This is a genomic window from Pseudomonas sp. AC252 (assembly GCF_979258105.1).
In genome coordinates, this window is record NZ_OZ409837.1 from 5,286,702 (window position 1) to 5,309,210 (window position 22,509).

General features: G+C 63.2%; 7 protein-coding genes and 1 pseudogene. All 8 read right to left on the reverse strand.

The window, feature by feature from the left end; all coding sequences use genetic code 11:
* Positions 1–34: 34 nt before the first annotated feature.
* The 8 genes and pseudogenes from ACZZZ4_RS24020 to gspK all read right to left on the reverse strand — a co-directional run bounded on the left by ACZZZ4_RS24020 (position 35) and on the right by gspK (position 22,470).
* Positions 35–12,526 (reverse strand): filamentous haemagglutinin family protein, encoded by a 12,492-nt coding sequence (locus ACZZZ4_RS24020; RefSeq protein WP_463548974.1) that lies wholly within the window; start codon positions 12,524–12,526, stop codon positions 35–37.
* A 172-nt stretch (positions 12,527–12,698) separates the two neighbouring features.
* Positions 12,699–13,802: a substrate-binding domain-containing protein gene (locus tag ACZZZ4_RS24025; RefSeq protein ID WP_463548975.1), complete on the reverse strand. Its 1,104-nt coding sequence runs from the start codon at positions 13,800–13,802 to the stop codon at positions 12,699–12,701.
* 465 nt (positions 13,803–14,267) lie between these two features.
* A pseudogene (gspF, locus tag ACZZZ4_RS24030) lies at positions 14,268–15,477 on the reverse strand (type II secretion system inner membrane protein GspF).
* Positions 15,477–16,883, reverse strand: a complete 1,407-nt coding sequence (gene gspE, locus ACZZZ4_RS24035) for a type II secretion system ATPase GspE (protein WP_415762281.1) — start codon at positions 16,881–16,883, stop codon at positions 15,477–15,479. Before gspE ends, gspF begins: the two are co-directional and overlap by 1 nt.
* Positions 16,884–17,512: 629 nt before the next feature.
* Complete coding sequence (gene gspD, locus ACZZZ4_RS24040) at positions 17,513–19,894, reverse strand: type II secretion system secretin GspD (RefSeq protein ID WP_463548976.1); 2,382 nt, start codon at positions 19,892–19,894, stop codon at positions 17,513–17,515.
* Positions 19,891–20,439, reverse strand: a complete 549-nt coding sequence (gene gspM, locus ACZZZ4_RS24045; RefSeq protein ID WP_463548977.1) for a type II secretion system protein GspM — start codon at positions 20,437–20,439, stop codon at positions 19,891–19,893. The genes gspD and gspM overlap by 4 nt, the downstream gene beginning before the upstream one ends.
* Positions 20,432–21,553 carry a type II secretion system protein GspL gene (gene gspL, locus ACZZZ4_RS24050; protein ID WP_463548978.1) on the reverse strand — a complete coding sequence of 374 codons (1,122 nt, stop codon included), beginning with the start codon at positions 21,551–21,553 and terminating at the stop codon, positions 20,432–20,434. Before gspL ends, gspM begins: the two co-directional genes overlap by 8 nt.
* Positions 21,550–22,470: a type II secretion system minor pseudopilin GspK gene (gspK, locus tag ACZZZ4_RS24055; RefSeq protein WP_463548979.1), complete on the reverse strand. Its 921-nt coding sequence runs from the start codon at positions 22,468–22,470 to the stop codon at positions 21,550–21,552. Before gspK ends, gspL begins: the two co-directional genes overlap by 4 nt.
* Between the last annotated feature and the right edge of the window lie 39 nt (positions 22,471–22,509).

Sequence of the window (22,509 nt, forward strand, 5' to 3'; positions counted from 1 at the left end):
AACCGGCCGCCCAAACGTACTGCACGAGAGTCCTCTACAACGTCAGCTGCCCACGCTCCTCCTCGGTCAGCTGCTGTTTCGCCTGTTCATCCAGCGCCCCGGCGCCTAGCACCTGCACCGGGCTGTCAGGGTTGTAACCGGTCGCTGGCGCGCGACTGGCACCATCACGCGACGGCGCCAGTTGCTCGTTGCCGAAACTGAGCACCTGCACAGTGAACACCGAGGCCTGGTTCTGCCGCGCTGCTGCCTGTTGCTGACGGGCGACGTCTTCCGCTGCCTGGGTAGCGGAGGATGCCGCCGAGCTCGCCGAGGTGATTGCGCCAGTGTTGACCGCTGACACCACCGGCACGCCGGTCGCTTTACCCTGCACGGAAATGTTCGCGGCGTTGACCACCGTCAGCGCGGCGATGTTGACGTTACCCGACACGCGAATCCCCGCTTCGCCGGCGTCGATGGTGCCCAGTGGCGCGATCAGGTCGATGTTGCCCGGCGCCACTTCGGCGATCGGGTTGAGCGTGGCGATACCGGCGCCGGTGCTCGGCACCGATGGCGACAGCGTGACGTTGCCCCAGCTGTCGTACACACGTTTTGGCGGCGTGTAGACCACGGTGGTTTTCGAGCCGCGACCGGCGTTGATGTCGCCCTCGGCGGACCAGCCGAGAATCGAGCCGCCGAACGTGGTCATGATCCGGCTCTGGCCGAGCAGAATGCTGCCTTGCGAGTACATCTGAATGTCGCCCGAACCCTGAGTGATGATCCCCGCCGTCGACGGCGGCGCCGCGCCTTCGATGCCGAACACTTGACCACCACCTGGCGTAAGCATCTGGATGTCTCCGCCAAACAGCGTCTTGACCCCTGCTCCGCCGTACATCGTGATATCGCCGTCGTAGCGAAGCGGATTGCCGGCGACATCAGTGGTCGGAAACAGCGCCGCAATGGCGTTGCGACCGCGCAGGTAACTGCCGGTGCGCGGGCCGTCGGCATCGGTGTATTCCAGGCCACCGGCGCGCAATTCGGCGAAGTACACCTGGCGGGCGAAGATCGCCTGCTCGGTACTCGGCAGTGCGGCGAAGAACGCTTGCGCCTGTTCGTCGCTACCCTTGAAGCCATAACCCAGGCTCAGCCAGCTCTGCAGTTCTTTGACGTAGGTCTTGACCACTTTGCCCGGTTGCGCGCTAAGGGCAACAGCCGGATCCGCGACGTTTTGCGGATTCAGATAACGCGCAATAAACCGTGAGTAATCCGGCCCCTGCGCGCCCGCACCCGCTTGCATCACGATGCTCGCACCGGGGCGCTGATCACCTGCCACGACAGGGCCGAGGCTGGTGATGCTGGCGCGATCTTCCATCAGGATATTGCGCCCGGCATTGACGTCCAGAACACCCGGGCCGGCAATGCCGAAGCTGCTGTAGAGAATGTCTCGCCCGGCCGAAACCCGCGAAATGTCGCGCGCATCGTTATGCACGAACAGATTGCCGGTAGACGCGATCTGTTCGTTATTGCGACTCATGCCCCCAACGGGCGCAAACGTGGGTTGCCCCAAATGGGTACCGGACGCCACGATGTCACGCCCCGCCACCATCCACACCGGGCCTGCCGATTCATACCAGGTGCGCTTCGTGGTCGCGAACGCCAGCGTTTCGCCCGTGCGAATTCCTACCAGGTCACCGGTCAGTGCATAGAAGCGCGCCGGCCCCTGAACACTGCTCAACCCCGAGTAGCTATCGGGACCAAAGGCAAACAGTGGATAGCGCGAATTGGCTTGCGCCAGCACACCATCACTGCCGGCATTGGTCATGATCGGCCGTGCGGACTGGTTGTTGCCGTAGCCATTGAACGCGGGTGCAAACGGTGTGGCGAGCGCCGCCGGGCTGGCCCCTGACTGGTTGATGGCGTAGCCGCCGGCATAGATCGAATCCCCAGCGATCAGTTCAAGCTGCCCCGCGCTGGAAGGTGCCAACAGCAATGACCAGGCCAGAGCCGGCGCCGGGTTGCCTATGCCGTAGGCCGCTGATGGTCCCGCATAAATCGAGCCCTGGCCGGCCACGGCACGCAATATCGAAGGAAAGACGAAGCGGTCATCGGTCGGTGACCCGTTAAGCCCGGCGACGGGGTCCTGCCCGGTGGTTTCCATCAACTGGGTGCTGGGCGTCAGGTTGCCGCCGGCCGAGAACAAATCGATGGCCGTGTGATCGGTCCACAGCGAGAAACCACTCAAACCGCCACCGGCATGGTAAACGCCATCCGCCGTGGTAAACGGTGTGGAGTTCTGCAACCGCACGCGGCCCGGATCGGCGGCGGCGCCCAAGACCAGATCGCCGCGGGTGTTGAGGCGCATGCCGGAGTCACCGGGAATCAGCACCAGCCCACCACTGGCATTACTGGCCGTCGAGTTGAACGGATCGAAGGCGCGCGTTTCCCGTGGGTCATGAAACAGCGCCGAAGCACCGTACTGCAGATTGATACCGCCCAACGCGGCGCCCGTCAGTTGCGCCGCACCGCGCAGGTTGATGAGCGCGCCCTGCAAGTCGTGCGTCGGCGTGCCGGTACCCGCCAGGCCGGCACGTGCCTGCAGAGACGGATTAAGGACACCGCCCAGACGAATATCCAGGTCTCCACCACCGGTCAGTTGCAGGTTCCCGTCACTGTCCACGCGGCCCGTACTGCCTACAGCCACGATCAACCCCTGACTGCGAGGGTACGACGCATACCTGTCGTCGCCCATGGCCTTGAGCATGCCGGCATCCCCGCCAGCGCTCAGACTGATGTTGCCGCCGCCCAGCGTACCGAACCCGGTAAAGCCCACCAGATAAGGTCTGGTTTCCTCGCCCAGCGCTGGCAATGGCTGCGCAGCGTAGCTGCCGAAATTGATCCACCAGGCAGTCGGTACATCGTTGTTGCCGGTACCCTGGCGCCAGAGCCAATTGCCCACCGCCACACTCGGCACCTGCTCCCGCGTACCGTCGCCCGTGGCGACCGAGCGACGGCCGAGCACGTCACCGGACACAGACCCGCCGGCATTGATCGTCAGGTTACCGCCCATCTGTGGATACCAGGCCTGATAGAGGCTGGCACTGCCGCCATCGACCCATTTTTCGTAATCGCTGCCAGCGCTGCCCAATACCGAGCCATCAGACGACAGCCTTCCGCGGGGCTGGTCATAACGCGCATCGACGTCTGCCGATTGGGTGCCGGCGGTGTAGACGCCGAAAGGTGAAGCCATGCTCAGGTTACCGGCCGCCATCAAATCCAGGTCGCCGGTGCCAGTACGCAAAACGCTGAACATCTGCGTGTGGGCCTGGGCGCTCTTGCTCGGATTGTTTTCTATGCACAGTGCCGGGTCGATGGAGCACCAGAACAATTCGTCATCGTTCATCGGTGTGTAATCCGGCATGCCCATCCAGTTGCCAGGCGCCCACACACTGCGCGCCATGGGCGCGCAAGAACCGGGAGCGATATCACAGAGCACAAGGTATTCCTCGGGAACCGGTTCGTACGGTGTAAAGCCATACTCGTTATCCACCGCCCAGACCAGTTTGCCGGCCACCTCGATCATGCTCACACCATAGTGAGTGTCGGCCATCTGCAAGTTGCCGACGCTGGCCTGAGGTTTCACGCTACGGCTGTCGGCCGCGGTCAGATCGGCGCCTGCCACCATGCGCATCGACCACGACGCACTGCCCGCCGGCAGCATGCTGGCGATCGCCCAGTTACGACCTTGCTGGTTGCCATTGGCAGGACGCAGGTCGAGGAATACCGTGCCATCGGCGAGCTTCACGTTAGTCATGGAGGGGATCAGCGAACCCCGCAACAGCGCCAACGTTCCGTTCAACACAACACCCACCTTTTTATTGTCGGCATCAACCGCACCCGGCAGCGGCACGCCTTTGGGCCAGAGCAGGGCCTGCAGTGCGGTGGCGTTGTTCAAGCGGATACCTGCACCCAAACGACTGCCGGCCGGCAGGGTCACAGCGTTGTCGAGCAACGTACCGGCGGCATACATCAGGTTACCCGCCGCGTCATGCACATCGCCGGCCAGCACCGTGCCACCCTGTAACACGTAAGGTGCGGCCAAAGTGCTCTGAACCGGCAACACCGTGCCCGCAGCCAGTGTGGCGGCTTGAATCGGCAGGTCGTAATTCAAGGTGGCGCCAACCGGAAAGAGCGTCCCTTCGGCAAGGCTGACACCACTGCCCGGTACGATCAGGTCACCGCCGAAAGGCTGTATCCCCGGCAACAGTTTCCAGCCAGCGTCGTCCACGGTTTCCGGCGGCGGTGCGAAACCGTCGTTGATGCTGCCGTAGATATCGAGGTTGCCACCGGCACGGATCAACAGGCTGCCCGCTTCCCCGCTGCCATACACCGAGGTCCGGCGAGTGTGCGGGTTGAGGCTGGCGTAACGGTAGCCGGACAAGTCGAGATCGCCCTGCACCACCAGATCGCCGTCAGCGGTTTTGCTGACGATTTCCACCCCCGGGCGCAGATGAAACGCATCGGCATAGGTCGCATTGTTGAGGCCGGCCAGTTTGCGTTGTAGCAGATCACTGTTACCCAGCGCCGCATCGATAAAGCCGCTGCTGTCTGAGTGAATGCGGTCCAGGTAGGCTTGATCGATCACTTGATACGGGCGACCGCTGGCCGCCGGATCGGTGCCATCGGCAGCATCACTGTAACTTCGCACGGCATTCAGCCCGATGGAGCGGGCACCTTGAATATTCAACGTACCGCTGGCATCCACCGCGATGTCACCGCTGCCCAGGCGCGGTGCATTCAGCTCCAGCGTCCCACGCAACACGTCATCGCGTTGTCCCGCCTGGTTTCCAGGCACTGCATCGGTGCCCTGACGCAGATCAATCCGTGCACCAGCGGCCAGCGTCAGCACGCCGTCACCTGAATTGAGTTCAACCATGGCGCGGTTCGGTGCGTCGATGATTTTGCCGTAGCTGTCGACGCGCAGTACGCGGCCATGGGCATCGAGCAGTGCGTTGCCCGTCAGGCTCAAACCGTTTTTGCCGGCAAGGCGAATGCTGCCGACCCGTTCACCACTGGCATCGATCACCCCGTCCACGGTCAGGTTGCCGCTGTCCACCGAGACATTGACTTCGCCCGCTTTGAGTTCGTTACCGATACGCAGATCGCCCTGCTTGAACTGGAAGCTTCGACTGCCCACTACCCCGCCGGCATTCAAGCGCAGGTTAAGGCTGGCAAAGGCCTCGCTCAAATCACCCGCCAGGCGCTGGGCGCGAATGTCCACGCCACCGGCCTTGTACGGCACCCACGTGCCGCCCGCGTCGTAATAGCCACTGCTGCTGCCGACAATCTGCCCTTGCAGATCAACCTGTCCAGCGTCAGTGGCCAGCGCCACAACGTTCAATTGGCCGGCCTGATTGTTGACGGCGGACAGATCGATTCGCGAGCCCGCCGACTGCCGAATATTGCCGTTGTTGCTCTGCAACGACACGTCCCCGCCCCAGCTGTATTTCTGCACATCATTGAACGGCAGAACCCGGCCCGCCATGTCCACCTGCGCACCGCTGCCAAGCAGCAGATCATCCTCGGCATTGACCAGCAGCTTGCCGCTGGCGAGGACGATGCGACTGTCGAGCACAACACTGCGTGCCGTCAGGCTCAGTTGCGCACCGAGGGCATCCGCGGCAGCCGTTGTGGCGCTACCACTCAGAGTCAGGTTGTTGCCCGCCTTGAGTTCACTGACCGAGGCGGCCTCGCCGGTCAGCAATGGCGTGCGCAGATTGAGATTGCCGCCGCTGTAGCTGAACCCCTTGACCGCGTCATAAGCCCCTTGGGATTCGTACACCGCCAGACTGCCCTTGTGGTTGGCGGTGATGCGCTCGCTGGCGTTGAGGTTGACGTTGGCAAACCCCAGGGCCAGTCGGTTATTGCGATCCAGGCCATTGGGCTGCGGGTTCGGGCCATAACCCAATTCGATCCGCTGCGCCTGAATATCCAGCGTGCCGTGCCCGTTGCCGGCGCCGTCCTTGACCACCGTACCCGGGGCCTGAGTCGCCCCGTTCCAGATCAGATTGCGGGTGCGGATCGTCGCGACATCGGTGGCAGCGCCCGAGCCGTAGATGGCCGGGCTACCCAACACCAGATTCTGCAAACGGCTCTGGCCGGTCTGCGGATCAATGGTGTCGAGGGTCACGCTGCCGAAAAAGTTGAACGCATCGCGGGCCACCAGACTCAGGGTTTCCAGGGCGGGGGCGCCAGATTGCGTGTCGCCCTGCAACAGGCGATCGAGCACGTTCTGGTTAAGCGTCAGGCCCGCGGGTGTGCGGCCGCTGGCTGCGGCCAGTGCTTGCGCACTGCCGGCATTGACCACACCGACCGAAAGCCCGAGTTGGCGAGTGCCAAAGCGCACGCTTTCGCCCAGTTCGAAGTCTTTGTCAGTGGCGGCGATGATACTGCCGTTGGAGTACAGCAACGCCGCAGCGGTGCAATCGGCCGTCGGACAGTTGCCGATACGAATGCTCCCACCCCCGCCATCGGTGGGCGCAAGCACCGGCGTCCAGCCGTTGGACACCACCAGCAGGCTGGAGCGCCCCGGTTCGTAGACGAAACCGGCTGCGGCATCATACGGGACGTTACCTCGCCCCAAGGTATTGACGCCCGCTCCCGCATCGATGGTGATGCCGCCATTGGCGCTGTTACTGCTCAGCACAACCTCTGGCGCCGAGAGGATCGCGCCTTCGCGCAGACGAATCGCCGAGGTATTGCCGATCACCTTGATCGAGCCGCCCTCCGAACCGTAATACACGGTTGGGGTGCCACCGATGGTCAAACGTCCGGCATTCAAGCGGTTGAGGGTGTCGGCGTACAGCGATACACCGTCGAACCCTGGCGTTCGCGTATGCCCGGCACCGAGAATTTCAAACTCTGCGCCGGTATAACCGCCCTGCACGACCGCCGTACCAATGACCCCGCCGCTGGCAGGTTTGAACAGCACCTGCCCGTTGAAATCCAGGGCTGAGTCGTGCTCGCCGCCACTGACCATGCGCAGGTGCAGCGTGTTGCCGTCCAGCGGTGTGCGGGCGCGCGGCAGACCGCGGCGGGCAGCATCATTGAGCACAAATTGGCTGAACCCGGTTTCTTTGTACTGTGAATAGCGCCGCAGCACATCGGCAGACGTCACGATGACCTGGCTGGGCAAACTGTCACGAATACCGGTGTTGGCAATCGACAGCTGTCCGGCCGTGGTCCACGAGCCATTGCGCAACTTCAACGCACTGTCCATCGGCCCCGCAATCGCTTGACCATTGATTTCGACCCGGAAGGCGGCCGGTAACAAGGCAAAGGTCGATGGCAACAAGGTGTAGGTGCCGGGTGCCAGTCCGGCAACGCCGGTCCCGAGGGTGATCTGCTGGCCGATACGCGGGTCGACCGCGCCGGCCTCGGCCAGCATCGGCGCATAGCGGCTCTGGTCACCGGCCAGGATTGCATACACGGGGTTATTGGCCAGCCCCGGCAAACTGAAGGTGCCATCGGTGGCATTGCGTACCAGCGGATTGAAACGCGCGTCGGTGGAGCCACCTCGTCCGGAGACAAAACCGGCACCGCGCAAATCGCCGCCGCCCGAAAGGTCGATCAGCGCCCCGGCCTGCACATTGGTGTATTGCGCATCAAGGATGACCCCGGAGGTCGCTCCGGCAATGCCATTCAACACTACCGACTTGCCGTTGTACCGATAGTCGATACCGTCGGTGGTTCCTCCATAGGGCATGACCAGTCCGGCGGCGCTGACTGAAGTCACGCTGCCCGGCAGAAGGTGAAGTTCACGGGTTTTGACGATGATGTCATCACCCAGGGATATCAGCCCCAAAGGCGCACGAATGACGCCGCCCTGCTCGATCTGTCCCGCACTGAGTGTCAGGCTGCCGAACACCGAGTAAGGCAAAGCGGTCGGCGCCGCCCCGTGATTGCCGATACGCAACGTATGCTCCGGCACCGATCCGGCCATACTTTGATAGCCCACTCGCACCTCAGCCGAGACGCCACTGGCCGGGTAGATCTGCGCAGCCCGCATGTGCATGTCACCCGCAGTCCACAGACGGCTGCGCTGCTGTTCATCGGTTGGCGCGAGGAAGCGCAAGTCGCCCTGGCTGTCGAGCGTGACCAGACCAAAGCCACGGCGGCTGACCGCCAGCGCCGGTGCGGCCGATTGCACGAGAGTCCCTTCGGTGCCGAATGAAAGCGAGTTGCCCACGTCCAGCAGGTTCGCGCTGGCGGTGAATTGCGCGCCGGACAACTGCGCTGTCGGATTGCTCATCACCCGCGGACGCACTTTGACTTCCGAGCTGAAATAGGTGCCCAGCCCTGACAGGCGCAGGTAAGGTGCGCTGAGGTTGACCCGGGCGCTGTCACTCGCCGACTCGGCCAATGAAAGAGAACCGGCGAACAGGCTCAGGCCCTGTCCCATGTGCAGGTCGACATCGCCGTCGAACGTCATCAGACCGTTGCTCAGCAGACTCACGCTGTCGAAGCCACCGCTCATAAGCTGATCGGCACTCAAGCGTGTACGCCCGTAGCGTAAAAGTGGCGAAGCCTCTCCCGCTCGCAGCGGCTGCGGCAGTGCCGGCGCAGGCCCTTGGGCAATGATCATTTCACGTGGCACGCGCACCGCATTGCTCAAGTTCGCGGAACCGTACGCCGGTGTATCCAGAGCGATCTCCAGACGCCCGCCCGCCGCACCCGCACCCGCACCGCCAGCATTGGCCTGCAGACTGCCCTCGATGAACAGACCATTGTAGGAACTCAGGGTGATCCGTCCGCCATCGGTGGCCACACGAGCGGGGCCTTGCCCACCGCTATCGAGCACGGCTTGCGCACCGGACGCTTCCAGTCGCGCACCGTGGCGGATGATGACGAAAGCATCGGCAGCGGTCGCCGTGATTTTCTTCACATCAATCTCGCCACCGACAATGATCGAGCCACCCTTGCCAACCTGGCCGTAGACGCGGCCCAGCGCATCGACAGCGGTCGCTGCCCGACCGGCGACATCAATCAAGGCATGTTCACCGATCCAGATCGAACGGTTGTGCGGGGTCGGATCGGCCTCTTGCAAGGACGTCGCCACATCAATCGCGCCGAATTGTTGTTGACGGATATCGACAGTACCGCCCCAGGCGTTGAGTTCACCCTCAAGCGTGATCTGGCCTGCCCCGCGCAAACCGATGCGCTGGCCGGGATCGACACTGATCCGTGAGCCTTCGCCAATCGACAACGGACTGCTGGCGGGATCAATCAAGCCAGCAAGCGTCGCGCCGGCCTGCAATGCGACAGAAGCGCCGGCCCTTTGCGTCAAGACGCCCTTGAGCGGGTCTTCCTGGAATAGCGCGGGCGTCCATAGCTCCAGCGCAGCGCGCGGCGACATACCGGACACAATGGTCGAGGCGGATTCGCCAAATCGATAGACCGGCATCTGCACATCGATCGCGCTTTGCGCGGCGACCTCCAGCCCCTTCAGACCGATGATTTTGTAAGCGCTGAACCCTGTGCTGAACAGCTCCGGCGTCAGGCGCAAGGTCTGTTCTTCGGACACTTCGCCGGCAGCGCCGATCCGCACCTTGCTGGCCTGCACGGTCAAGGTGCCGCCGCCGTTCACGCCATAGCCCTGCACCTCGCCATCGAGCACCATGCGCGACAGGCCTGGCGCACTGTTGGCGCTGGATTCAAGCGTCACGTCGCCACCCTTGCCGCCACGCGTCTTGCCGTTGGCCAATACCGCACCGCCCGACGAAACATCGACCAGGCTGCCACTGGCCAGCAGAATGTCGCCGGTACTGCGGATCGACACCGTCCCGCCATTGAGGTACGCCAGGCCGCCCGCGTCGTCCGGGTTACTCGACAGGTTGCGCCACAGACCGCGTGTCTGCAGCTGCACACCCTGCGCAACCGTCACTCGCGCTTGCTTGCCTGCTGAAACCTGGAGACTGGTGTCATCACGCCGATCGGTGGCCAGCTGGTTCAAAACGTTGCCCAATTGCAGGCTGCCGCCTTGCGCAATCAGATCGGCATTGACCTGCACGTCAGGGCTGAACAGGGTGATGTTGCCACCGTGATCCACCGTCACGCCTTCATTGACTTCAATCGTGTTTTTTGCCGAGATCTTCAGCGCGCCCAGCGCGAAACCATTGAGCAACCCGGCATCGAGGAACAGTTTGCCTGCGCGTTCTGCCGCGACCGCATCGGTCAGCCCTGCGTTCGCTACGCTGGCATGCGCGCCCCCCACTTGCACCTGATCGAGCAACGGGTCGAGTTGATAGAGCAGGCCGGCACTGGCAGCGACATAAGCAGCATCGTAACTGCCAACCACCAACTGCCCTCGCCGCGCCCGGGCGGTCTGGGTCTGGGCATAGCCGTCCAGACCTGCCCGCGGTGCCTGGATTTGCCGTTCGCCCTGAAACACCTCGCCCAACAGCTGGCCTTCCAGCACGGCGTTGCCCGTGGCGATCACCAACTGGCCGGCATCCCGCCCAACGGTGTAACCCGCTTCCTGACGACGCGTCGGCGCGATCAGCGGGCTATAGAAATAATCCGTCTGGCCCCAGCGCTCGCTGTGACTTTCGTAACCGTTGTAAAGACCGTTGTAGAGAATATCGCCCGGCGCACGCGACACTTCGTATAACCGCCCGTCCGCACCGCGCAGCCAGCTCTGGCGAATCTCGCCGCCCTGCACATCAAGCGTGCCGCCGGACACATTGATCAGCGAACCTTTTTCGCTGATCACGTCCTTTCCGGCAAACCGCACCTCACCGCCCTGCGCCATCCATTCACCAACGCCATGGCCTTGGGTGCCGAGGTATCCGCCGACCTCCAACAACCCACCGGCGGTGTACCAGCGGTCGGTGGCGTAACCGTTGGTGCCCGCCGGCACGAATACCAGCTCACGGACATCGACCCAGATGTCGTTACTGTTGAGCGCGCCGTTCTCGCGATTGACCGGCGCATCACGCTGCTCGTTGCCCTGGACGTTGATCTTGATGTTGTTGTTTGCCATCGCCACTTTGACGCCGAGGGCGCCGGACACGTCGATCACCGCCCCCTCGCGCAACAGACTGCGTCGCCCGGCGGCAACCGCCACCTGCCCACCGGTGGCAAGGGTGATCGAGCCGCTTTTGAATTCGACGGTGCCGCCGCTGCCGATGTCGATGCGTGACTGATCGCTGCGGATCCGGTTGTTGGCATTGACGCCGGTCAGCGCCGCCTCGCGCTGGCTGTCCAGGGCCGTGAGATCGCTGCTGTCGAGCAGAATCGCACTGACGCCATTTTCGCCCAGGGTCACACGGCCCTGGGCATCGCTGGCCGGATTGAGCAAATGCACGGTGCCGCGCGTCGCCACCGAAGTGCTCGCCAGCAGCACACCGTTTTGCACAACGTCGCGGCCAGTCAGGGTGATGTCGCCGGTGGATGCCTGGATCAGGCCGGTGTTGCTGACCTTGCCCGAGCTGTCAGCCTTGAAACCGGGAATGACTTCACTGCCGAAGGTGGTTGAATAGCCATTGCCATCGGTGCCCGAGCCCTTGCGGATATAGAAACGGTCCCCCGCACCCAGCACCGTCTGACCTTTGGCCGTACTGATCGAGCCGTCGTTCTGCACGTCCTGGCCAAGCAGCAAGGTATAGCCGCCGGCGTCGGTGGAGAGCGCAGGTTGATGCGTTTGTATGGCTGCGCCACGCTCCACCAGGACTTTGCCAGCAGCGTCGGTAAAGGTTGGCTGACTGCCGGTGCTGTCGAAATACAGACCCCGATCGCGAAATTGGGCATCGGTCATGTTCGCGGCTGCCGCTACCAGATTTCGCACATTGACCTGGCTGCCACCGCTGAAGACGATGCCGTTGCGGTTGATCAGCATCACCGTACCGTCCGCTTTGATCTGCCCCTGAATCTGGCTGGCCCGTGCGCTCGGATCGTTGACGCGATTGAGCACCGCCCAGTTGGCCTGCTGGGCAAATTCCACTGTGGTATTGCGGCCGACGTTGAACGTTTCCCAATTGAGAATCGCCTTGTCGGCGGTCTGCTCGATCTTCACCGTGGTCTTGCCGTCGGCCTGGGTTTGTTGCGGGCCTTTGGCGTTCATCCAGCCCTGGCTCAGGCTGTTATCGACCTTCAGGCCGCCCTCGCCCAATCCGTCCGGAACCACTTGCACACTGCCCAACGCGGCGGCACGTCCAGCGGCTTGTGCGGCCTGCTGAGCAGCAATCGCTGCCACGGTGTTATTGAGTGTCTGCAAAGAGCGCTGCAACTGCTGGCTGGCCCGTTGCTGCTGCGCCAGCGGTGGGGTCATCCCCGGCAGACCGCCCCCACCCGGACGCGACGCCGAAGCCTGCTGCGCTGCGCCCTTCGCGGCAAACCAGGTGGAACTGAACGCTGTCGCCGCCTCGGCACTGCCCGCCACCAGACACAAGGCGACGGCTTGCGCCAATGGCTTGAGCAGCCACTGTGCGGGATCGCCCGCGCCACGTTTGATCGGCCGGATACGGTTACTGTGACGGGAGGTGCGAGCAAGCATCACTACAGGTCCTTTTGGGTGGCAGGTCGGATCAGCCCTGCTGTTACGACATAGGCAGTTGGCGAGCCTCACGACCGAACGGATGTCACACAAACTTCATGATCGAGGAGTAAATCGGCAAAAAAACAGCAGCCCGAAGGCTGCTGCCGTTTCATTGCAGTTGAGACAAGGCTTACAAAGGACGACCAATGCCGTTGCAGGCGTTGGCGTTGTTGATGTCCAGGTTGTTGCCCGAGGTGTTGGTGATGAAGTTGGCGGTCACAGCGGTTTTCCAGTTGTTGGGAACCGGCGTGAAGCTGTGGGCGACGGTGGCGACGTTGTTGCCCGGGTTGCTGTAGTGGGTGGTCAGGAAGTTGCGCACGGCGGTGGCCACGGCTGCATCTTTGTAGCACTGGCCGAAGATGAAGTTGGTGTAAGCCACAATCGGGTAACCGCTTGCCGGGTTAGGCACGACCGGGGCCCAGCCAGCCGGGTTGGCAGGTGCGCTTGGCACCGGTGCAGTGCTCAGCGCCAGCGTCACGTTAGCGTTGGTTGGCTGGACGCCATTGACGCGGGCAACCACAGCGTTGCTGGTGGCGTTCACGCCGTCCGGACCCACATAGCCGATCGAACCGTCCACGGCGTTCACCGCAGTGGCCACATCAGCGGTGTTGGCTACGCCGACCCAAGTCGATGGCAGCGCGGAACCGGCTGGCAGACGAGCGTTGGTGAAGGTGGAGTTGACGGCGAATTTGCCTGGGCAAACGGCGTTCAGGTGACGACTGAGGATTTCAGTGGTGCCACTGGACACGCTGCGGTAAACCACACGGATCGGCGTGCTGTCGGCGGTACCCAGCAGAGCGCCCCAAGTGGTGGCGGTGCCCGACAGCGCATCGCACAGTTGAGCGCTGGTCAGGTTAAGCGCGGTCTGACCGGATTTTTTGTACGGAATGGCAACCGAAGTGGCCACCGATGGCAGCTGGATCAGCGGGCCGTACGAAGCACCGAAGTTGGCGGTGTAGGTGCTCAGTTCCGCAGCGCTGAGGATCGAGTCGCTAGCGGCGAAGTGCACAGTACCGGTGGTGCTGAACTGGGCAGCGTTGTTGGTCAGGAAAGCACTTTTGCCGACGCCGCTACCGGTCACGGCGTAGCTGAAGTTGGCAGGCAGGATGCTGTTGGCAGAACCTTTGTACAGTGCGGCAGGCAGCGAGGCGCCACCACCGGTTACGGCCATGGCCTGGGCGGAAGCCAGAGCGGCGACGGTCAGTGAGGCGGCGATCAGAGTGCGCTTGAACATGAAGAATCTCCTTTTCAACTTGGTTTGGAACACAGGTTTCGGAAGGCTTGCATGACACCGGGAGGGTCCACCGTGGTGGAGCCGCAGGGAGAAATTCGCAGCTTCCGGTGACAGATAAAGGAAAAAACCTCGGGAGCTGCGCGGGGATTTTTGCGCGGATTTCTCGGGTGTTTGCGGTGGGTTGCGGCGCGTCTGGATCGCGGGTTTGGCTGAATCGGGCTGGAGGCGTTGGCGGGTGGTTGCAGATGACAGAAAGGAGAACCCGAGGATGGGCGGATTGAGGCTCGGGTGGTAGGCAGACCGGTGAAAGTAATTTGGGAAATTTGTTGGCTGGAATGGCCCAATCGCTGGCAAGCCAGCTCCCACAGGGGTGCAGTGTTGTTAATGCAACCTGGGGTACAACACAAAAACCTGTGGGAGCTGGCTTGCCAGCGATGAGGCCCGACCTGACAACATCAAACCGGGCTATTGCACCAACTGGTTGATCTCAATAATCGGCAACAACACCGCCATCACAATCACCAGCACCACCCCGCCCATCACCACGATCATCAGCGGCTCCAGCAAGGCAGTCATGCCCATCGCCCGTCGTTCGATATCCCGCGACAAGGTCTGCGCCGCGCGCTCGAGCATCGGCGGTAGCGAGCCGGTTTTCTCGCCGCTGGCGATCAAGTGAATCAGCACCGGCGGGAAGACATTCTCCACCCGCAGCGCGGCGGCGAGGTTGACGCCTTCGCGCACTTTCGCCGTGGCCTCGCTGACGCTCAGGCTCAAGCGGTCGTTGGACAAGGTCTGCCGCGCCGCTTCCAGCGCACGCAACAACGGTACCCCGGCGCCGCCGAGAATCGCCAGGGTCGAGGCGAAGCGCGCGGTGTTCAGGCCGAGAATGAAACGCCCGAACAGCGGCAACTTCAGCACCCGGTGATGCCAACTCAAACGCGCCGCCGGATTGCGCAAATACAGACGCCAACTCCAGAACGCCCCGGCCATCACTGCCGCACACAACCAACCCCACGCACGGATGAAATCACTGGCGGTGAGCATCGCCAGGGTCAACCCCGGCAAATCCTGCCGCGCTTGAGAGAACGCACTGACCACCTGCGGCACCACGTAGCTGAGCAGGAAAATCACAATGCCGATCGACACCAGCCCGACCACGCCCGGATAAATGAACGCGGTCAGGATCTTGCCGCGCAGGTTGTTGCGTTCCTCGATGTAATCCGCCAGCCGTTCCATCACTTGGGCCAGATCGCCGGACTCTTCGCCAGCGGCAATCAACGCCCGATAAATCTCGGGGAAATCCCTTGGCCGCGACGCCAGCGATTCCGCCAGACGCATGCCGCTGCGCACATCGGCGCGCACAGCACTGAGGGTCTGGGCGATGTGCTTTTTCGGCCTGCTCGACCGTCGCGCTCAGCGCTGCTTCCAATGGCAGGCTGGCACCGAGCAGGCTCGCCAGTTGCCGCGTGGCCCAGGCGAGGTCGTTGTCGGAGAGTCTGGCGCTGAACAAACCGCCGCCACCGTGTCGGGCGACGTTGCTTTCCTCGTGCACCGACAACGCTGTCAATCCACGTCCGCGCAAGGCACTGAACGCCGCACTCTGACTGTCCGCCTCAAGGTGCCCGGACTCGATTTTCCCGGTGGCATCCGCCGCTTCAAAGCGATAGCGATTCATCAGGCGTCCCGTGTCACGCGAAGGATTTCTTCCGGTGCGGTGGCACCGCTGCGAATCCAGCGCTCACCGTCCTCACGCAGGCTGAACATCCCCGCTTTCGACGCCGCCGCGCGCAGGGCCTGCTCCCCTGCCCCTTGGTGAATCAGCGTGCGGATGTCGTCGTCGATGCAGAACAATTCGTGGATGCCGGTGCGGCCGCTGTAACCGGTGTGATTGCACGCCGCGCAACCGACCGGGCGCCAAGTGCCGGGCGTGGCCGGGTCCTCTTGTTTGCACTGATTGCACAGGCGCCGCACCAGGCGTTGCGCAAGGACGCCGAGCATGGATGACGCGAGCAGGAATGGCTCAACGCCCATGTCGATCAGGCGATTGACCGCCGACACCGCGTCGTTGGTGTGCAGCGTCGCCAGCACCAAATGCCCGGTGAGCGAGGCCTGCACGGCGATTTGTGCGGTCTCGAGATCGCGGATCTCGCCGATCATGATGATGTCCGGGTCCTGGCGCAGAATCGCCCGCAGCGCCAACGCAAAGGTCATGTCGATCTTGGCGTTGACCTGAATCTGGCTGATCCCCGGCAGGTCGTATTCCACCGGATCTTCCACGGTGAGGATGTTGCTGGTGCTCGCATCCAGCCGCGCCAGCGCCGCGTAGAGACTGGTGGTTTTGCCGCTGCCGGTCGGCCCGGTGACCAGGACGATGCCGTGGGGCTGGCGGATCAGGTGGTCGAGCTTTGCCAATACCTGCGCATCCATGCCGAGGGTTTCCAGATGCAGGCGCCCGGCCTGTTTGTCGAGCAGGCGCATCACCACCCGTTCGCCGTGGCCAGTGGGCACTGTCGACACACGAATATCGATCGGCCGCCCCGCTACGCGCAAAGCGATGCGACCGTCCTGGGGCAGGCGTTTTTCGGCGATATCGAGCTGGGCCATGATCTTGATCCGCGACACTAGCGCGCCGTGCAACGCCTTGCGCGGCGAGACCACGTCGCGCAGGGTGCCGTCGACGCGGTAGCGCACCACCGAATGGGTTTCGAACGGCTCGATATGAATGTCGCTGGCCTCATCGCGCGCGGCCTGAGTGAGCAAGGCGTTGATCATGCGAATCACCGGCGCGCCGTCCTGCGTGTCGAGCAGGTCGGTGATTTCCGGGATGTCCTGCATCAGCCGATCGAGATCGACTTCGTTCTCAGCGGCGCCAACCACCGCTGCCGCACTGCCGGTGTCGGCGTAAGCGCTGGCGAGCAAACCGTCGAGCTCGTCATCACGCACCCGCTCGACTTGTGTTGCACCGAACTGCCGACGCACCTCGCTGATCGACCAGCCAGGTGTTGACGGGCACACCGTCAACACGCCATCGCACAAAAGAATCCGCTGCGCCTTGGCCCAGGCGTAAGGCAATGCACTCATCGCTCACCCTCCCCACAATTCGCCATAGCAATGCGGTCCCATGTGGCACTGAGATCCCCAGTGGCGAGGGGATTTATCCCCGTTGGGCTGCGAAGCAGACTCAAAACCTTAGAACCGGTTTCTCCAGGCAAATCGCGTGTGCCCGGTTTACGACTGCTGCGCAGCCGAGCGGGGATAAATCCCCTCGCCACAGTCATCATCTCAGTCAAAAACAGGTGCTCCCTTTAATCGGTACCGTGGCAATGGGATGCCCTGTAGCAATGGGAACCTCTGTGGCGAGGGGATTTATCCCCGTTGGGCTGCGAAGCAGACCCAAACCTTGAGAACCGGTTTCTCCAGGCAAATCGCGTGTACCGGTTTTACGACTGCTGCGCAGCCGAGCGGGGATAAATCCCCTCACCACAGTCATCATCTCAGTCAAAACCGGGTGCTCCTTTCAATCGGTACCGTGGCAATGGGATGCCCTGTGGCAATGGGAACCTCTGTGGCGAGGGGATTTATCCCCGTTGGGCTGCGAAGCAGACCCAAAACCTTAGAACCGGTTTCTCCAGGCAAATCGCGTGTACCGGTTTTACGACTGCTGCGCAGCCGAGCGGGGATGAATCCCCTCGCCACAGTCATCATTCCAGTCAAAACCGGGTGCTCCCTTCAATCGGTACGGCTTTGATCGTGGCCCGTGGGCCTGATGTCGGCCCCGGCGCTGGCACGCCTTGCGCCGCCGTCGGCAATTGCGGCGCCTGCATATCCGGCATCGCCCAGCTGCGTTCGGGCTGCAAGCCGCCCTGGGCGCGGCGCATGAAGTCGTAGCGGTTGAGGGTGATGCTGCGCCCCGCTTCGCTGTCGCGGATGATGTAGGGGCGCAGGAACACCATCAGGTTGGTCTTGCTGATCGCCCGGCGTTCGTTGCGAAACAACGCGCCGATGCCCGGGATCGTCGACAGCCATGGCACCGCGTCGTTGCTCTGGCTGTAACCGTCCTGCAGCAAACCACCGAGGACCATGATCTGGCCGTCATCGAGCAGAATGCTGGTGTCGATCGCCCGCTTATTGGTGACAATGCCCGCCGAGGTCACGCTGTTGGATGCACGCTCGTCGATGCTGCTGACTTCCTGATAGATATCCAGCTTCACCGTGCCGCCGTCGGAAATCTGCGGGCGCACGTTGAGCTTGAGACCGACCTCTTCGCGGGTCACGGTCTGGAACGGGTTGTTGCTGGTGCCCCCGCCGCCGGTGACGTAGCTGCCGCTGACAAACGGGATGGTCTGGCCGACAAAAATGCTCGCCGCCTCGTTGTCCAGCGTCAGCAGATTCGGCGTCGATAGCACATTGGTGCCGCCCTTGCTCTTCAGCGCCCGGGCCAGCACTTTCAGATCGAGAATCTTGCCGATGCCGGGGATGTCGACCGTGCCGTTGACGTAGCCGAGGTTCAAACCCTGCGGCAGTACGTCGATGCTGTTCCCGGCCCCCGTGTTGAGACCCGCGCCGCCCAGATTGGCGCCACCGATCACGCCTTTGCCGCCGAGATTACCGGTCTGCCATTGCACACCGAATTCACTGGCATCGTCCTCGCCGACCTCGACGATCAGGCTCTCGATCACTACTTGCGCACGGCGCTGATCGAGCAGATCGATGACCTCACGCAAATTGCGATACAGCGGTTCCGGCGCAGAAATCAGCAGCGTGTTGGTGGTGGCGTCGGCCTGAATCGTCACCCCGCCAGCGCTGAAAGCAACGTTCTGTTCACTGCTCTGCGTACCGCCATTGCTGGCCGCGCCGCCACTGCCCTGAGCATAACTGCCGCCGGTTGCGCCGCTGCCAGTCGTCGTTGAAGTGCCAGTGCTCGGTGTGCTGCTCTGACCGTTCTGCCCGGCATTGCCGCCGGTGCTGCTACCCATTGCGCTGAGCACCGACCGCGCCGCGTCGCTGCTGCCGCTGTCACTCTCGCCGGTGAGCAAACCACGCAAGGCTTGCGCAAGTTTTGCAGCTTGGGCGTTGCGCAGATAAACCACGTGCAGATTGCTTGGATTGCTCTGCGCGTTGTCGAGTTTGTAGATCAGGTTGCGCGCCAGCTCGGTGCGCTCGGGGCTGCCGGCGCGGATGATGATGGTGTTCGAGCGCGGGTCGCCGATCACCGCGATTTTCTGCGTCGGATCATTGCCCGGCGCATCGAGCAAGTCGGCCACCATCGGCGCGATGTCGGCGGCGATACCGTTCTGGATCTGCACCACATCGGTGTCGATCGCGCTCGGCGTGTCGATGCTCTCGATCAACTGCGCGACGCGGGTGAGGTTCTCGGCGTAATCGGTGATCACCACGGTGTTGTTGCCCGGGTAGGCATTGATCGGATTGTTCGGCGAAACGATCGGGCGCAGCACCGGGATCAGGTTCACCGCGTTCTCGTATTGCAGGCGAAACGTGCGCGTGAGCATGCCGTTGCCGGCCGGTTTGTCGGCGCTGTAGATCGGCCCGCCGAGCAGTTTCGCGTCGGCCTCGGGAACCACCTGCGCCACGCCGCCGACATCGACCACGCTGAAGCCTTGCATGCGCAACGCCGCGAGCAGCATGTCGTAGGCCTGACGGGCCGGCACCTGACCTTCCGAGACCAAGGTCAGATTGCCCTTGACCCGTGGATCGACGAGAAACTGCTGCCCGGTGGCCCGCGACAATGCACGCACCACCGCCTGAATATCCGCCTCGACAAAATTCAGCGTCACCGGTTGCTCGCCCAACGGATTGCGCGCAACCGCGTTACTCGGCGCCGCGCCACCACTGCGCCCGCGCTGGCTGATGTTGTGCAACTGCTTCGGCACCGGCCGCGCCTGAGCCTGCGCCCGTTCGCGATCGGCCACCGCATCGCCGCTGCGCTGGGTGTTGGCCAGCGGCCGCCCGAGCTCGCTGTCGACCAACAGCGGCGGCTGATTCTGCGGCGTCGTGGTGCTGTTGCACGCGCTCAATGCCATCAGCAACAACGGCAGCGCCAGACGTGCCGGTTTGCAGCGTGACTCCTTCATGAAGCTTCCTTAGCGCCCTGCGCCTGATCCATGCGAACGGTGCCTGACAATGTGCCGGCGGTGACATCGGTCGAGGTTTCGCTTGCGCGCTGCAACTGCGCCTCGACCACCTGCAGAGAAAGTTGTGACGGCTGGCTGAGCAGCCAGTCGAGCAGCGCATCGGCCGGCGCGGCGTCGACATTCAACTGCCACGTACCGCCCTCCGCTGCTTGTAATTGGTAATGCCCGGCGAGCCCCGCCGCTTGCAGACTTTGCTCCAGCGACTGGCCAACGCTTTGCCTCTGCGGCCGCACGTTGACGCTGCGCAACAGCACTTCCAGCGCCTCGGTTTGCGCGCGCAACTTGGGCGTTTCGCTCTGCCAAAAAGTGATCCTGGCCAACGGCGGCTTAACCAGCGTCAGCCAGATCAGCACACCGATCAGCACCACGGCCATGCCGCCGACCATGCGTTTCTCACGCAGCGCCAACGGCTGCCAACGCGCCTGCAACTGACTGCTGAAGCGCTGCCAGCGCGCACGGTAAATCGCCAGCGTCGCCCTACTCATCGTCTGCTCCGCTGTCGTCGTCTTCGTTGGTGTTGGCGCTGGATTCATCGCTCAGGCGCAGCGTCCAGCCTGCGTCATCGGCAGTGACGCTGATGCCGGCCTCGGCCAATGTGCTTTGCCAGCCCTTGTCGTTGCCGCCACGGTTCGCATCGCTTAGCAACGCCAGTTGCAAGGCGCCGTCGCGATAGGTCAGGCGCTCGACACTGCCAGCCATGAACGGCATGCCCGTGCCGGCCTGCAACACCAGCCGATTGAAGTTCTGCGCCGGGTCATCGACCGCGCCTTTTTGCCGCTGCTCCAGTTGCTGACGCGCCTGTTGCAGCGGGTTGAGAATCACCGGCAGTTCAGGAAACGCCTGCTTCACCCGCTGACTCATCTGCGCCTTGAGCTGCTGGCCCTGCCGCGCTTCGCGAGCGGCGTAGATATTCAGACCAATCACCCAAACGGCCACGGCCAATGCCACACACCCGACCGCACGACCCCAGCCACGTTGCTCGCCGCCGGTTTGCTGCAGGCCGCCGTGCAACCCCCAACCGGGCAAGGGGCCGATCCAGCGTTGTGTCGCGTCAGCTGCGAACGATGCCTCATCAACTTCATCACCGAGCAACGGCTCAACCTGCGCGCTGTTCAAACTCTCGCGCCGGAGCAGATGACCGTCCGCCACGCAAGCGACAACACCGGGCGCCACTGGCAGGCTATAAGGCGCCGGATACAAACCGCGCAAACTCAAACCCGCCTGCTTGAGCACCGCAGCCAGACGCTGCAAATGCTGCCGCGAGACCCAGGAAATCTGCACCTCCCCGCTCGCATCACGAGGGCTGTGGCCGATATGCATCTGGTTGCTGTCGCCGAGCATCAATGCCTGCGCCGCACACTGCACAGCGGCCGCCGTTTTGTTCGCGGGCAGCGGCGGCAGATCAATGCTGGCGAGCAGGCTGTCAGCCGGGTGCAGAAAGCACAGCAGCGGCGGCTGTTTTGGCCGTTGCCCCAACTGACTCAAAGTGAGCCGCTCCTCACGACTGACCTGCCCCTGACGATCCAGCCAGGCGCAGCTCACTTCGCTGTGCAACTCCAGCTCCGCCAGCGGCGGCAACGCGACGCGCAACTGGCTCATGCGCCCACCCGCGACCAGATCACCTGCGGCAGCCCATCCTCGCTGCGGTGCAGCAAAGCGTCGAGACTGACCCGACGCTGATCCCGCCGCGCCTCACCACGCAAACGAAACCAGTCACTGGTGATGCCGACCTTGACGCTGCTCACTTCCAACTGCGGCATGCGCAAGCGGTTCACAAAATCGCCGCGATTGATAAACCAGCGCCCGGCGTCACGCTCCGCGATCAACGCCGTCGCCCCCTCCAGCGAAAGCCCCGGCACATACGCCGCCAGCACCTGCGCCGTGGCGGTGTTGCCGTTGATCCACGTCGTCGCCGGAATCACCGTCACGTACGGCGCCAGTTGGCCGATCAGCGCATCGGTCACGCCTTCGACGCTGCGCAAATCATCCAGCGTACGCAGCATCGGCACCTTCGGCGGTGGCGGTTTGTGATCGGCATCGGGCGAAGTCGCGCGGCCGCTGTCGAAACCGGCTTTGCCCGTCGCGCCAATCTGCGCATTCAGCAGATGCGGATACCCGGCAATCACCCGCTGACGAATGCGCTGCCCGACAACGGCGCTTACACCAATCAGCTCGCACAAACGCTCAAACGCCTGCACCTGCGCCTCATCGATGCGCTCATTGGCGACCAGATTGCGCAGGTTGAACTTGCCCTGCTCGTCCTCCAGGCGCCCGGCAAAACCCGACGCCAGCAACGGCTGCGCCCAAGGCTGATCACGCCGGGTCAACGGATCACGCAGGCGCGCATCCCAGAGCAACTGCCGGCTGATCTCCAGACCACCCTGCGCCACCCAACGCCCCTGCACCCGCTGCTGATCGGCCTCCAGCGCCCGGGTCGCCACGCTCTGACGCGTCAACATCCCCGCCGCAATCACCGCCACCACGGCGGCAATCAACAACGCGCTGATAATCGCCATTCCCCGTTGCTTCGCCCCGTTGAGCGAACCTGTGTTCAC